Here is a 15,077-nt window from a genome sequence, read left to right on the forward strand (position 1 = left end):
CACTACGCGGGGATTTTTCGGGTCCATACGCCGAAAAACTCACGCGTAGTAACGGCTGGCGCGGCTGGTCGGGCCAACAGCCGGGGGCTTGAACATGAAGCAGTGGGCCTGGACAGGTAATTACTTGTTCACGCCCACCACCCGGCCGACGAACCCCCGACGAGTGGACAGCGCCGCGACGAGAAATGGGCAACCAGCTCGGCGGCCGGGGTCAGCCGGGCGCGGCAGCACCCCGCACCTCGTTGCCAGCGCTTTTCACCACAGCGGAGGGTCACGTTCAAGGCTTCCTCGCTACCGGCCGCAACCATAGCGAGCACCTCAAGCAGCGGTCACGCGATCGCCGACCTCGCCAGTACCTCAACCAGGCACCGGCCCCAGCCAAGCTCTTTATGTAACGCGGCCGCCGCGGCGACCAGCCACAGACAACGTGCCCGGCTTGTCCGGAGCGGCGATCAACCATGCACCGCCGTACCGGAAACGAACCCGACCCCAAGGGAGCGGGGCCGAGCGATCACATGGAGGGGGCGGGACCGGTGGAGGGACGGATCACCAACTCGGTGGCTAGCTCGATGTGGAGGGCCTCGAGGGCATGCCGGTCCAGGAGACGGATCAAGAGCGAAACGGCCATCCGGCCCATCTCGGCCAACGGCTGACGGACGGTGGTGAGCGCTGGGGTGGTGGCCTGACTCAGGTCTAGATCGTCGAAACCGGCGATCGAGAGCTCACGCGGAACCGAGAGCCCCAGAGCGGCGGCGGCTTGGAGCGCACCCACGGCAGCCTTGTCGTTGAAGGCGATCAACGCCGTAGGGCGGGGCGTCAACGACAACAACTCCAGGGCGGCTTGGTAGCCGTGGGCGGTGGTGGGGTGGTCGTGGCGGATAAGTGCCGGGTTCGGGAGGATGCCGACGTCGGCCAGGGCGGCGTGGTGGCCGGAGAGGCGCGCGTCGGCGGCCAACCATTCGCGGGGACCGGCGATGACGCCGATGCGGGTGTGGCCGAGGGACGTCAGGTGGGCGGTCAGTTGGCGGGCGCCGGAGTGGTGGGCGGCCGAGACTGAGGGGATGTCGCGCGGCAGTGGCGTCCGTGGGTCGACGACGACGAAGGGGAAGCGGCGGGAGCTGAGGCGGACGAGGTCTTCGCTCGACTCGGGCGGGAGGATCAGGATCGCGCCGGCGAGATCGCGCTGTGCGGGCAGGCGGTTCAGGACCGGGTCGTGGGCTGCGGCTTCGCCTGCGTTGAGGACTACCTGGCGGCCGTGGCGGTCGAGGGTCTCGGCGATGGACGAGACGATCAGGCCGAAGTAGTCGGTCAGCAGATACGGGCAGCGGACGTACACAGCACCGTCGACCGGCTTCGGTGTGCCGCCGCGCGGGGCGGGTGCGAGCAGGCCGAGCTCCTCGACTGCTTGCTCGACCAGGCGCCGTGTCTCGGGGGACACGCTGCTCTGCTGGTTGAGAACGCGGGACACCGTCGCGCTCGACACCCCGGCCGCGGCCGCGACCTCGCGCACAGTCGCGCGCTGCCTAGGCATTTGTTACATCGTCTTGTTTCACGCTCAGCACTCTACTCACCCGCCTCGGAGCATTGACAGGGCTCGGATCAGATCGTTTCCTGAGGGCGTTTGTTGCACTTGTGTTTCACACCCTGAGGAGTGCGATGCGAACACCGATGATCGCCACCGCCTTGGCGCTCACCACCGGTCTGCTGACCGTGCCGGCTGCCGAGGCCCACCACCCGACCGCCCAGGCGAGGGTCTGGGTGACGACCCCTGACCGGGCTGAACTACTACACGAGCGCGCGCCCGTGGCCTTCGAGCGGGACACCAGTGATCTGACGACGATCACGGTCGACCCGCGGACGACGTACCAGACCATCGACGGCTTCGGCGCCTCGATCACGGACTCGTCGGCCGATGTGCTGTCCCGGCTGAGCTCGGCGCTGCGCGAGGAGACGTTGCGGAAACTGTTCGACCCCAAGCAAGGCATCGGGGTCAGCTTCCTGCGGCAGCCGGTTGGTTCGTCCGACTTCACCGCGGCGGCCGAGCACTACACGTTCGACGACGTGGCGCCCGGCGAGACCGACTTCCCGCTGAAGAAGTTCAGCATCAAGCACGACGAGCAGCAGGTGCTGCCGCTGCTTCGCCGCGCCAAGCAGTTGAACCCGAGCCTCAAGGTGATGGCGTCCCCGTGGAGCCCGCCGGCTTGGATGAAGACGGGCGACTCCCTCGTCGGTGGTCGGCTCAAAGACGACCCGAAGGTGTACGACGCCTACGCGCGCTACCTGGTGAAGTTCGTCGAGGCGTACACGCGGGCCGGCGTACCGGTCGACTTCCTGTCGATCCAGAACGAGCCGCAGAACCGCAAGCCCGGCGGCTACCCCGGTACCGACGTACCGGTTCGGCAGGAGGCCGAGGTCATCTCGCGGCTCGGCCCGCTGCTGCACAAGGCGAGCCCGCGGACCAAGATCCTCGGCTACGACCACAACTGGTCGACGCACCCCGGAGACGTCGGGACCACCCCGCCCGGCGAGGACCCGGAGACCAACTACCCGTTCAAGCTGCTGCAGACGTCGGCCGCGAAGTGGATCGCCGGTACGGCGTATCACTGCTACTCGGGCAATGCGGCGGCTCAGACCGCGTTGCACAACGCCTTCCCGGACAAGGGCATCTGGTTCACGGAGTGCTCCGGTTCGCACGGACCGAACGACACCCCGCCGCAGGTCTTCCGCGGCACGCTCACCTGGCATGCCCGCAACCTGATGCTCGGCACCACCCGCAACTGGGCGAAGTCGGTCGTCAACTGGAACATCGCGCTCGACTCCACCGGCGGCCCGCACCTCGGCGGTTGTGGGACCTGCACCGGTCTCGTCACGCTGCAGGCCGATGGCACGGTCACCACGGATGCGGAGTACTACACGATTGGCCACCTGTCGAAGTTCGTGAAGCCGGGTGCGGTGCGGATCGGGAGTACGTCGTACGGGACGACCGGCTGGAACGGTCAGCTGATGACCACGGCCTTCCGGAACACCGACGGGTCGACGGCACTCGTCGTACACAACGAGAACGATGAACCGCGGAAGTTCGCGGTGGCGGTCGGCGACAAGTCGTTCGAGTACGAGCTGCCTGGTGGTTCGATCGGGACGTTCACCTGGCCGTCAAGCTGGATCTACACCCCGACGCCGGTGTCAATCGCCGGCGCAACCGCGAGTGTCAATGGCGCTGAGGCAGGGCTTGCTGTCGACGCGGACGGATCCACCGTCTGGTCGAGCAAGACTGCGCAGGCTCCTGGCCAGTCGATCCAGATCGACCTCGGCGCCCGCAAGCTGTTCCGTCAGGTCGCACTCGACAGCGGCGGTCAGCTCGGCGACTTCGCCACCAACTGGAACGTTGCCACAAGCAACGATGGCGTGCACTGGTCGAAGCCGGTGACCGGTACGTCGACCGGCCAGCTCACCACGGTGAACGTGCGACCGACGTACGCGCGCTATGTCCGCATCACCTCGAACGGCACCAGCGAACACTGGTGGAGTCTGGCGGATGTTCGTTTGTACCGCTAGATCGTGTCGAGCCGGGCGCTGCCCCGTCCGGTTCGCAACTGGTAGCTGGTGCTGACGCCCGCGTCGGGGTGCAGCTTGTCGACCGCCCGGTACGACAGCTTCGCCTCGTCGCGGGTCACCTCCAGTACGCCGTACCCGTGCTGCCGCATGTCGATCTGCTTCAGATGCGGGTTGTACTGCAGCCGCTTCTGCTCCTCGGCCTTCGCCCCCGCAACACCCTTGGTGTCACCAGTGTTGGTCGACGACACCGACGGTACGACGAACTCCACGCCTGCTCGCTTTGTCCCGGCCGGGTTCCCGGGCGTGCCCGGAGCGAACCCCGTGTTCCACAGCTCGCCGGAGAACGTGTCGTGGTCATCCCCGGTGACGACCACCAGGTCGGAAACCCGGTCAGCCGCCAGCGACAGCAGTTCGGTCCGCTCGGCGCCGTACCCGTCCCAGGTGTCCATGAAGGCCCGCTCACCAGCGGCGCCGGTGACCATGCCCATCATCATGTTCGGGTTGGCGAGCACCTTCCAGCGCGCGCCCGACGAGCGCAGCCCGTTCTCCAGCCAGGCCTTCTGATCCGGCCCGAGCATCGTCCGGCCGGTCGCATCCGCGGCCTCGCAAACCAGACCTCCGCCGTCGTTGCACGGCTGGTCGTCCTTGTACTGCCGGTTGTCGATCGCGAACAGCTCGACCGTCTTGCCGAGTCGTAGCGACCGATACGTCCGGGTCATGTCGTTGGCGTACCGCGGGACCGGCATCCGCTCGAACCACGTGTGCCAGGCGGCGGACTTCTTCTCCTGGAAGAACAGCTCCGGCAGCGTCCACTTGTTCTTGGTGTAGTTGTTGCGGAACTCGTGATCGTCCCACAGCGGCAAGAACGCGTGCTGCGCGTGCATCGCCTTCAGGTTCTCGTCGCTGCGGTAGAGGGTGTACTTCGCCCGCATCGACGGCAGGACCTGTGGATAAAGGTTCAGGTCGATCCCGCGGACACCCGGGACGGTGGCTTCATAGACGTAGTCGCCGAGGCAGACGACCAGGTCGAGCTCCTCCTCGGCGAGGTGCTTGTGGACCGAGTAGTAGCCCTCGGTGAAGCCCTGGCAGGTGAAGAAGCCGATCCGCACCGGCTGGTTCGAGTCCGCCGGCCGCAGGGTCTGGAAGCGGCCGATCGGCGAGACCTTGTCCTTGCCGCGGAACTGGTAGAAGTACTCCTCCCCCGCGGCCAGCCCGTTCGCCGGGAAGTGCACGCAGCCGTCCCACTGCTTCTCCGCGATCACCGTCTCGACGATGACCGGCCGGGACAGATCGCGGTGCCGCGAGACCACGACCGCCAACTCGGCATCCCCGTCGAAGAGCCCGCGCGGCACCCGGGTCCACAGCATCGCGCCGTCGGTCCGCGGGACCCCGGCCATCACGCCCTCGGGGAACGTCGCCCCGACGACCAGCGTCGGCGACGCGTCGGCCGCCGTACGGAGCGTCGGCGTACCGAATGCCTGGGAGGGCGCGGCAACCGCCGCACCAAGAACACCTACCGTGCCGAGAACGGTACGCCGAGTCACAGTCATGACCAGAATAATGAAAGATTTTCATGAACAGCGGAAGACCTCACGGCAACCCGAAGTCGGCGAGAGGAAACCGAAACAGCTGCGTCACGCCCTCTTGCTACCGTCCGGACGCATGATCGAGGACCTCGAACTGCGCGCCGTACCGAGCACCGATCCCACCGTGCGAGCACTCGCCACCGCGCAGCAGGCCGAGCTCGCCGCCCTGTACGGCGACGATCAGCCGCAGGTCGAACTGCATCCCGACATCACGTTCACGCTGCTCATCCTCGAGGGCAGCCCGGTCGGTTGCATCGGACTGCAGCCGGTGGAGCCCGGTCTGGGCGAGATCAAGCGCATGTACGTCGAGCCGTCCGCCCGCGGCTGGGGCCTGTCCCGCAAACTCCTCACCGAGGTCGAGGCAGACGCCCGACGCAAGGGCATCAACCGTCTACGCCTGGAGACCGGCAACCTGCAGCACGAGGCAATCGCCCTCTACACAAACCACGGCTACACCCGGACACCGCCGTTCCCGCCCTTCGAGAACGAGGTCGCTTCGCTGTGCTTCGCGAAGGATCTAGGCGAGGTCGAGGACGAGGGCGTCGCCGTCTCGGTGGAAGCCGAGGCGATTCAGGTACGGCGAGGAGTCGCGCATCCGGGGTGAGGCGAGGACCTGGGTGAAGCCCTGGTCGGTGAACACATCGGAGCGCCGGTAGACGAACTCACCCGGCGTGAAGTCGCGGTAGGCCGGGAGGACGTAGTCGAGGTCGATCTGGGCGCGGCCGGAGCCGGCGTCGTGGGCCAGGACGACCCCGACGGTGGTCTCGCCGCGCTGGACGAGGAACGCGTACGGCGTCCGGCCGAGGACGAAACCGGGGTTGAAGCGGCTGATGTCGCGACTGTGCGCGGCCAGCACGTGCGTCAGATAGGCGTCGTCGGAGTTGACCCGGAGCACCGCGTACTCGGCGTCGTCGTGGCGGTGCCGCAGCAGCCGCCAGAGGTGCACGACGTTGATGACGGCCAGTACGGCGTTCATGCCGACCATCGGCCAGACGCCGATGACGAGGTTGAACCCGACCAGGACGATGCAACCGATCAGGTTCAGTAACCGCAACCGCAGGATCCGCGTCTGGAGCAGTGACACCACCACCAACGCGGATCCGCCCCAGCCGATGATGCTCCAGACGTCCACAGCGCGAGCGTAGACCAGACTGGGACAGTGACCGAACTCCTGCTGCTGAACGGCGAACCACTCCACACCGTGCCTCCGGCGTTGCTCCGGGCAACCAGCTACGGGCACTTCTCGTCGATGCAGGTCCGCGGCGGCCGGGTCGACGGACTGGACCTGCACTTCGAGCGCCTCGACCGGAGCTCACGAGAGGTCTTCGGCCAGTCGCTGCCGGCTGATCGGATCCGGCGCGAACTGCGGCTGGCGGCCATCGCGGACTGCAGCCTCCGAGTCAACGTCTTCTCGGGTGCCGGCGAGCTCGACCTGCTGATTCGAGTCAGCCCGCCGGTGGAGCCCGCAACAGATCCGGTCGGCTTGCGGTTGGTCGAGCACCAGCGTGCGCTGCCACATCTCAAACACACCGGAACGTTCGACCTGATCTATTTCGGAGATGATGCGCTCTTCCACACCGCTGCCGGCGAGATCTCCGAGGCGTCGATCTGGAACATCTGCTTCGCGCGCGGCACGACCATCGTGTTCCCCGCGGCACCCGTACTGAACGGGATTCGGCAGCAAGTGCTTCAGCGGGGATTGTCAGCGTTCACAACGCAGCCGGTGCTGGTGAGCGAGCTCGGGGGCTACGACGCGGCGTACCTGACGAACTCGATCGACCCCGCGTTACCGGTTGCCTCCATCGGTGACAGCACCTTCGCGCCCCATCCGGAGTCGGCCGCGACGATCGCGGCCGCCTACGCGACGCAGGAAGCACAACCGATCTAGCCGCGCTCGGACCACCAGCGGAGGAGTTCCTCGCGGGCGCGCTCTTCGCCGAGCGGGCCCTGGTCGAGGCGGAGCTCCATCAGGAACTTGTAGGCCTCGCCGACCTCGCGGCCGGGCGGCACGTCGAGGATCTGCATGATTTGGTTGCCGTCGAGGTCCGGGCGCAGGGAGTCGAGCTCCTCCTGCTCCTGCAGGCGGGCGATCCGCTCCTCGAGGTCGCTGTACGCGGCCCGCAGCGACTCCGCCCGGCGCCGGTTCCGCGTGGTGCAGTCGGCGCGGGTCAGGACATGCAGGCGCTCCAGCTGATCACCGGCATCGCGGACATAACGCCGTACGGCGGAGTCGGTCCACTCGCCCTCGCCATAGCCGTGGAAGCGCAGGTGCAGCTCGATCAGCGTGCTGACCTGGTCGATCTGCTCGTTGCTGAACCGCAGCGCCTTCATCCGCTTCTTGGCCAGTTTGGCGCCGACGACGTCGTGGTGATGGAACGTCACCTTGCCGCCGTCCTCGAACCGGCGCGTCTTCGGTTTTCCGATGTCGTGGATCAGCGAAGCGAACCGGATCACGAAATCCGGCGTCGGAACAGATAGACGCGATTCCAGATCGATCGCCTGATCTAGGACGGTGAGGGAGTGCTGGTAGACATCCTTGTGCCGGTGGTGCTCGTCCTCGGTGAGCTTCAGCGCGGGCAGCTCGGGCAGCACGTGGTCGGCCAGGCCGGTCGAAACCAGCAGGTCGAGCCCGATCCGCGGGTGCTGAGCGCAGATCAGCTTCTCCAGCTCGTCGCGGACGCGCTCGGCCGACACGATCGTGATCCGGTCGGCCATCGCGGTCATCGCGGCGACCACGGCCGGGTCCGGCGTGAAGCCGAGCTGGGCGGCGAACCGGGCCGCGCGCATCATCCGCAGCGGGTCGTCGGAGAACGAGTCCTCCGGGCTGCCGGGCGTCCGGATCACCTTGTTCGCGACGTCGGCCATGCCGCCGTACGGGTCGACGAACTCGTGCGACGGGAGCCGCACGGCCATCGCGTTCATCGCGAAGTCGCGCCGGGCCAGGTCGCCTTCGAGGCTGTCGCCGTAGGACACCTCCGGTTTGCGCGAGGTGGGATCGTAGGACTCCGACCGATAGGTCGTGACCTCCAGGACCCACTCACCCTTGCGACAACCGATGGTGCCGAACGCCTTGCCGATATCCCAGACATGGTCCGCCCAGCCGGCCAGCAGCCGCTCGACCGCATCGGGGTGCGCTGATGTCGCGAAGTCCAGATCCTTGCTGCCCCGGCCGAGCAGAATGTCCCGGACCGGACCGCCGACGAGCACGATCTCGTGCCCGGCAGCGACGAACCGGTCCCCCAGTTCGTCAACGACAGGGGCGATCGCCAGCAGTGACTGGACGCCTTGGCGCTGTACAGCAGAGAGCGATCCCGGAGAGGCTGACTGGTCGGCAAATGGTGACACGGGGAACTAGGTTACGGTGACGGCGTGTTCAGACGGCGATTGAGGCTCTCCGCGGCCGTGACCGCGAGCCTTTTGATCGTTGCCCCGGCAGCCATTTCGGCGGTTCCGGCAGCGGCGGTGGACGACGAACCGACCGTTGAGGTCGCGATCGACTCGTTCAGCCCGGCCGCGCCCAAACCCGGTGACACGGTGACCATCAAGGGCACCGTCACCAACACCAGTGCGACGACCTTCGGCGCGAGCCCGCAGGTTGTCACCTGTATCGACCACCAGAAGCTGAACACGGCGGCGGAGATCGCCGCGATCTCGAACGAGCAGAACGTCCCGATGAACGACCGGGACAGCTGCGTCGGGATCGGGGTCCAGGACTCGGATTCACCGACGTACAAGGTTCTCGGTGAGCAGTTGGCGCCGAAGGCCAAGGTGGCGTTCACGGTGTCCGTGCCGTGGAAGGACTGGCGGATCACGAGCGACACCGGTGTGTACACGGTCGGTGTGATGTTCCGCGGAACACCGGAGGGTCGCAGCCGTACGACGGCTGGCCGGGCGCGAACGCTGATGCCGGTGATCGGGGCCAAGCCGCCGACCCGCAAGGTGAGCACCGCACTGGTGATCCCCCTCGTGCAGCCGCCGACGTACCTCGGCGGCTTCCTGTTCACCGACGACTCGCTGGCGCAGTCGATGGGACCGGGCGGAGAGCTTCGCCGGTTGCTCGACCTCGGCAAGAAGCACAAGGTGACCTGGCTGGTCGACCCGGCGCTGATCAAGGCGGCCGAGCAGATGACGGCCGTGGACGGGTACGGGATCGGGCGCACCGCGTCGGCCTACGACAAGGGCACCAAGGGCGCGATCGCGGCCCAGTGGCTGAGCGACTTCAGTGCGAGCCAGGACGGTCCTGTCAAGGGTGACGACAAGGGCGACCAGGTGGTCGCCCTTCCGTACGGCGACGTAGACGTGGCCGGTCTGGTCGACGCGGGCGGACCGCTGAAAGACCTGGTCCGGCAGGCCCGGATGGAGAGCGAGCGAGCCGGCCTCGGCTCTGCGCGGACCAACGGGCTCTGGCTGGAGAACGGTTCCGCGGCCAGCCGCTATCTAGCGTTCGCCTCGAGCGGCTTTCCGGGCGTCGAAGAGACCCAGGATCTGAACCTGGTCAACAGTGCCGCCTGGTCCACCGATGTTCCGAAGACACTCAGCACGGGGACCTCGGTCTACCAGGTGCTGACCCCCGAAGGCCCGGAGCAGCAGGTCCGGACCGTCGTCGCGAACTCCGCACTGACCGCAGGCGGACCGGACGCCGGTTCCACTGCCGATCCGCTCCAGGTCCGGCAGCGATTCATCGCCGAGACTGCGTTGCTGTCGACCGCCGGGAAGGGGACGACGGCGACAACAGTCGTTCTTCCGCCCCGGGGCTGGGACGCCGACGGAAGCGCGACCGCGACGCTGGCCGGTCTGCTGAACCTGCCGTGGCTCGAGCCGGTGACCGTCACCCAGGTCCTCGAGCAGACGCCGAAGCCGCCGACTGTCGCCGCGCCGGACGCGCCGAAGGAGAACGGGTCGCTTTCCGGTACTCAGCTCAGTCTCGTCAAGCAACTCGAGACGGAGCTGACGACGTACCAGAATCTGCTCTCCGAGCCGGGCAACATCATCCCGGAGATGCGGAAGGGACTGCTGCAGTCCACCTCGCTGGCCTGGCAGGGTTTCCCGGCCCAGGCCGACCTGTACGCGCGGATCCAGCTGGGCTCGGTGCGGGGCCAGCTGGGCAAGGTGCACCTGGTCTCGAGCGTCGACAAGGGCAAAGAGAAGGAGATCAAGGTCAACCTGGCCGGCAGCAACGGGACTTTTCCGTTGACCATCGCCAACGATCTCGATCACTCGGTCCGGGTCAAGGTCATCGTCCGGTCGGCGAACCGGAACGACCTCCGCGTCAACAACGTTGCGCCGGTGACCGTTCGGGCAGGCCAGAAATGGACGCCCCGGATCACGGCCAGTGCCGAGCAGAACGGTCTGATCAAGGCCGAGGTCCAGGTGGTCACCGCCAACGGCGAGCCGATCGGCAAACCGCGGCCGATGCTGATCCAGGCCAGCCAGTACGGCAGTGTCGGCTGGGTCCTGGTCGGCGCCGCCTGCGCACTGCTCTTCGGTACGTCGTTCGTCCGGATCTACCGGCGGATTCGCCGGGAGCGCCGCAACCCGCCGGCCGACGACGGCTCCACCGAGGCAAGTACCGAACCAGAGACCGACCCGCTTCATCCGGCTCCCCTGCCGGCCGCCCCCGCAACCCCGGATGTCGGCACCCCCGCCGACGCGTCTCTGAAAGAAGGAGTCGGCTCGAAGGATGGCTGACCGCACCCTGCGCTCCGCGGCGGTGATGGCAGCCGGGACGGTGCTGTCCCGCCTGCTCGGATTCGTCCGGCTCGCCCTGCTCGCGGCAGCCATCGGTACCGCGTTGCGGGCCGACATCTTCAATGCCGCCAACACGATCCCGAACAGCCTGTACATCCTGCTGGCCGGTGGCGTGTTCAACACGGTTCTGGTCCCGCAGCTCGTGCGCGCGATCAAGAACCACGACGACGGCGGTCAGGACTTCACCAACCGCATCCTGACCTTCGGCTTCGTCGCCCTGACTGTGGTCACGACCGCTTGTGTGATGCTGGCGCCGGCGATCGCCGACCTGTACATGCCGGAGGAGTTGCACGATCCGTCCCGGCTCGCGGAGAAGGCGAACCTGATCTTCTTCGTCCAGCTCTGCCTGCCGCAGATCTTCTTCTACGGCGCGTTCGTGCTGGTCGGCCAGGTGCTGAACGCGCGGCGCCGGTTCGGGCCGATGATGTGGGCGCCGATCGCGAACAACATCGTCGCCTGCGCGGTGATCGTGGTCTTCCTGCTCGTCTACCGGACCGGGGACACCCCGGCGACCTTCAGCCACGGCGAGCAGTTGCTGATCGGGCTCGGGCACACGGCCGGGATCGCAGTCCAGCTGCTGGTCCTGCTGCCGTACCTGAAGGCGAGCGGCCACACCTTCCGGCCGAAGTTCGGCCTGCGCGGGACCGGTCTCAGCCAGACCGCGAAGCTCGGGGTCTGGACGATGCTGTTCGTCGCGGTCAACCAGGTGACGCTTGTCGTCGTCACCAAGCTCGCCCTGGCCGGTAGCGCCTCGGCCGAGATCGGCGCGAAGGCCGGTCTGACCGCCTACCAGACCGCGATGCTGATCATCCTGATGCCGCACGGCATCATCACGGTCTCGCTGGCGACCGCGGCGCTGCCGCAGATGTCGGCACTGGCCGCCGACCGGGACCTGACCGAGGTGGCCCGGCTGTCGGCGCGCTCGATCCGGCAGACGCTGGCGATCGTCGTACCGGCTGCGGCCGCGATGATCGCCTTCGCGTCCCCGATCGTCACCGTGATCGCCGGCTACGGCTCGGGTAAGAACAACCTGACGCTGATGGCCTACACGCTCATGACGCTGGCGTTCGGCGTCGTGCCGTACACGATCCAGTACTTCCAGTTGCGCACGTTCTACGCCTTCGAAGACACCCGTACGCCGTTCTTCCTGCAGTGCGTGATTGCGGCGACCAACATCGCGGCCGCCCTGGTCGGTGTCCGGGTGCTGCTCGACGAGGACCACCTGCGGTACTCCGGTGTCATGCTCGGCGCTTCGTTCGCGCTGGCGTACACGGTCGCCGTACTGATCTCCCGGCCGGTACTGCGGCGGCGCGTGCCGCGGGTTGCCGGAGCCGGAATCGGGCTGCCGCTGCTCGCCATGGTGATCGCCGCGGCGATCGGCGCGGGTGCCGGGCGCCTGGTGCTGTGGGCGGTCGGACAGCTCGTGGAGTTCACCGGTCCGATCGGTGCGATCCTCCAACTGGCCATCGCCGGGATCGTGCTGCTGCCGGTGTACGCCGGGGTGGCTCGGGTACTAAGGATTCACGAGGTCAACGACGTGGTGTCGATGGTCACATCGAAGCTGCCTGGCCGCCGCTGATCAAATGCTTGTGCACTCGTGCACGGGCGTTGGATCACGATGCCACTACGATGGTGGCTGCCGACGACCGCATCCAGGAGGGCGAGAGACACCGTGTCGAACCAGACCGTCAGTCCGGGTGCCCTGCTCGCCGGACGGTACCGGATCGCCGAGCTACTAGCGGAGATCGACGGTGCCCGGGTGTGGCGGGCAGTCGACGAAGTGCTCAGCCGAGCCGTCGTCGTCGATATCCTGCCGGTCGGCGACCCGCGGACCAACCTGCTCTTCGACGCCGCGCGGCGGGCCGCCGCTGCGGCCGACCCGCGCTTCCTGCGGGTGCTGGACTGCGACATGTTCGAAGGCGTCACGTACTGCGTGCGTGAGTGGGCCGGTGGCCGTCCGCTGGAGCGGATGCTCGCGGCTGGTCCGCTGACCGGTCAGCAGGCCGGCTGGCTGGCCCGCGAGGTCTCCGAAGCGCTCGAGAACCTGCACCGGACCGGACATGCGCACGGCTCGATCAGCCCGTCGACGGTCGTCGTGACCGACGCCGGTGCGATCAAGGTGGTCGGCCTCGCGACCGAGGCCGCCCTGCGGTCGGCTGGTCCGGGTACGGCCGAACAAGACGTCTATGCCCTCGGTGAGCTGCTCTACGCCTCGCTGACCGGTCGCTGGCCCGGCGCGAACGCGGCCTGGGGTCTGCAGCCGGCGCCGGCTGAGCACGGCCGGCTGATGAGCCCGCGCCAGGTGCGCGCCGGCGTGCCGCGCTCGCTGGACGACATCTGCGACCGGCTGCTCGCCGATCCGCCGCGGCACCACACGCCGCCGATCACCAGCGCGGCCGGCCTGTCCGCGGCCCTGTCCGGAGTCGTCGGCAGCTCGCACGAGCCGCCGAACCAGATGGACGAGGCCGTTCAGACCGCTCGCCAGAACGGCAGCATCGACGACGCGACCCAGGTGGTTCCGCAGGCCCCGCCACCCGCTCTCGATCCGACACCTCCGGCGTACCAGTCGTCCAACGGCCAGGCCGAGACTGCGGCGTACGCGCCGGTTGAGCCTCGGCCGGCTGCCCGGCGCCAGACGCCGCCGCCCTCGTCGGGTGGTGGCAGCCGCCGCCGGGCCGACGAGCCGAAGCGGAAGGGCTCGTGGGGCGGCCGGATTCTGATCCTGCTCGCGATCCTGGCGCTGCTGTCGGTGGTTGCGATGGCGCAGTTCCTGCTCAAGGGCGCGATGAACAACGGCCAGACCGACGACCCCGGCGCCGGAGGCTCGACCCAGCCGTCGACGACCACCAAGCCGTCGACCAGCGGCGCGGTCGCCAAGATCGTCAGCGCCAAGGACTTCGACCCGGAGCCCGCCGGGAACGGCACGGAGCATCCGAAGGACGTCCCGAACTCGTACGACGGGAAGACCAGCACCGTCTGGGACACGCAGGAGTACAACAACCGGCCGGACTTCGGCGGTGTGAAGCCTGGCGTCGGCATCATCTACGACCTCGGTGCCTCGACCCCGATCTCGAAGGTGACCGTCACGCTCAAGGGTGACAGCACCAGCCTGCAGATCATGGTGCCGAAGGACGACACGACCAAGTCGCCGTCGACCGTCAACGGCTGGCGTTCGGTCTCCAACATGGACGATCAACCCGACGGCGCGGTGACGCTGACGCCGGCGACGCCGACCGAATCGCGGTACGTGCTCGTCTGGCTGACCAGCATTCCCGCGGTCAGCTCGAGCAAGTACCAGGGCGCGATCGCGGAGGTCTCGATCCAGAAATGACGGCACATCTGGATTCGGGGACCAACCCACCGGCGCAGCTCCCCCGGATCGGTCAGCATGACCCGGTGGCACAGCAGGTTCCGGTGCTGCAGCACGGCGGGTACGACCAGCTCGACGATCACGAACTGCTCCGGCTGCACGTCGCCGGGAACCCGGACACGTTCGGCTTCCTGGTCAAGCGGCACCGGGACCGGATGTGGGCGGTCGCGATCCGCACCCTCGGCGAGCCCGAGGAAGCGGCCGACGCGCTGCAGGAAGCGTTCATCTCGGCGTTCCGCCGGGCCGACTCCTTCCGCGGCGACGCCAAGGTGACCACCTGGCTGCACCGGATCGTCGTGAACGCCTGTCTGGACCGGATCCGGCGTCGGCAGGTTCGCCAGGCCGACCCGCTGCCGGAGGACGAGGACCGCGCGGCCGAGCTGGCCGGGCCGGTCGAGCAGGACGCGGCCGAGGTGCGTGAGCGCCGGCTCGACGTCCTGAACGCGCTCAAGCAGATCAACCCGGATCAGCGCAGTGCGCTCGTCCTGGTCGACATGGAGGGCTACTCCATCGAAGAGGCGGCCTCGATCCTCGGCTGCGCACCGGGGACCGTGAAGTCCCGCTGCGCCCGCGGACGCGCCCGCCTGCTGCCACTGCTCCGGCAGTGGCAGACCACCCGCGGCGGCGACTCCGATCTGCAAGACAAGGCTTCAGAAACTGCTGCCGGAATCATGGGAACCGAATGAGCCGCGAAGCCGTCGTAGCGGAGTCGCCTGGGGTACGCCCCGACTCTGGCGGCCCGACTGCCGACGTCTTCGACCGGAGTACTCCACCGATGACCACACCGCGCGCCTCTTGGGGCACGTCCCGTCTGGGGG

The 15,077-nt window shown here is 67.8% G+C and carries 11 protein-coding genes; 7 read left to right on the forward strand and 4 right to left on the reverse strand.

All coding sequences use genetic code 11. The features are described 5' to 3' along the window. Positions 1 to 511: 511 nt before the first annotated feature. The gene (locus E1263_RS04205) at positions 512 to 1,531 is read right to left on the reverse strand and encodes a LacI family DNA-binding transcriptional regulator (protein WP_132165529.1); all 1,020 of its coding nucleotides are present in this window, start codon (positions 1,529 to 1,531) and stop codon (positions 512 to 514) included. Between the two features lie 125 nt (positions 1,532 to 1,656). On the opposite strand from E1263_RS04205, the gene E1263_RS04210 reads away from it, so the two are divergent. Next, entirely contained in the window at positions 1,657 to 3,555 is a 1,899-nt protein-coding gene (locus E1263_RS04210) for a glycoside hydrolase family 30 beta sandwich domain-containing protein (protein ID WP_132165531.1), read from the forward strand. Here the strand turns inward: E1263_RS04210 and E1263_RS04215 are convergent. Then, positions 3,552 to 5,105, reverse strand: a complete 1,554-nt coding sequence (locus E1263_RS04215; protein WP_132165533.1) for an alkaline phosphatase D family protein — start codon at positions 5,103 to 5,105, stop codon at positions 3,552 to 3,554. The two genes, E1263_RS04210 and E1263_RS04215, sit on opposite strands and share 4 nt — an antisense overlap. A gap of 112 nt (positions 5,106 to 5,217) precedes the next feature. Here E1263_RS04215 and E1263_RS04220 point away from each other — a divergent pair, with 112 nt between their 5' ends. Then, a complete protein-coding gene (locus tag E1263_RS04220; RefSeq protein WP_132165535.1) occupies positions 5,218 to 5,745 on the forward strand; it encodes a GNAT family N-acetyltransferase in 528 nt (175 codons plus the stop codon). Here E1263_RS04220 and E1263_RS04225 read toward each other — a convergent pair. Then, positions 5,659 to 6,273 (reverse strand): YgjV family protein, encoded by a 615-nt coding sequence (locus E1263_RS04225; protein ID WP_132165537.1) that lies wholly within the window; start codon positions 6,271 to 6,273, stop codon positions 5,659 to 5,661. The two genes, E1263_RS04220 and E1263_RS04225, sit on opposite strands and share 87 nt — an antisense overlap. Positions 6,274 to 6,300: 27 nt before the next feature. On the opposite strand from E1263_RS04225, the gene E1263_RS04230 reads away from it, so the two are divergent. Next, on the forward strand, positions 6,301 to 7,029 hold the full coding sequence (locus tag E1263_RS04230; protein ID WP_132165539.1) for an aminotransferase class IV: 729 nt from the start codon (positions 6,301 to 6,303) through the stop codon (positions 7,027 to 7,029). Here the strand turns inward: E1263_RS04230 and E1263_RS04235 are convergent. Then, positions 7,026 to 8,414: a CCA tRNA nucleotidyltransferase gene (locus E1263_RS04235; protein WP_238161073.1), complete on the reverse strand. Its 1,389-nt coding sequence runs from the start codon at positions 8,412 to 8,414 to the stop codon at positions 7,026 to 7,028. The two genes, E1263_RS04230 and E1263_RS04235, sit on opposite strands and share 4 nt — an antisense overlap. Before the next feature lie 96 nt (positions 8,415 to 8,510). On the opposite strand from E1263_RS04235, the gene E1263_RS04240 reads away from it, so the two are divergent. The 4 genes from E1263_RS04240 to sigM all read left to right on the forward strand — a co-directional run bounded on the left by E1263_RS04240 (position 8,511) and on the right by sigM (position 14,945). Further along, entirely contained in the window at positions 8,511 to 10,829 is a 2,319-nt protein-coding gene (locus tag E1263_RS04240; protein ID WP_132165543.1) for a DUF6049 family protein, read from the forward strand. Then, positions 10,822 to 12,468 (forward strand): murein biosynthesis integral membrane protein MurJ, encoded by a 1,647-nt coding sequence (gene murJ / locus E1263_RS04245; protein ID WP_132165545.1) that lies wholly within the window; start codon positions 10,822 to 10,824, stop codon positions 12,466 to 12,468. Before E1263_RS04240 ends, murJ begins: the two co-directional genes overlap by 8 nt. A gap of 93 nt (positions 12,469 to 12,561) precedes the next feature. Beyond that, a complete protein-coding gene (locus E1263_RS04250) occupies positions 12,562 to 14,220 on the forward strand; it encodes a protein kinase family protein (RefSeq protein WP_132165547.1) in 1,659 nt (552 codons plus the stop codon). Beyond that, positions 14,217 to 14,945 carry an RNA polymerase sigma factor SigM gene (gene sigM / locus E1263_RS04255; RefSeq protein WP_238161067.1) on the forward strand — a complete coding sequence of 243 codons (729 nt, stop codon included), beginning with the start codon at positions 14,217 to 14,219 and terminating at the stop codon, positions 14,943 to 14,945. Before E1263_RS04250 ends, sigM begins: the two co-directional genes overlap by 4 nt. Positions 14,946 to 15,077 lie beyond the last annotated feature (132 nt).

Source organism: Kribbella antibiotica, assembly GCF_004349055.1.
In the GTDB taxonomy this organism is placed as follows: domain Bacteria; phylum Actinomycetota; class Actinomycetes; order Propionibacteriales; family Kribbellaceae; genus Kribbella; species Kribbella antibiotica.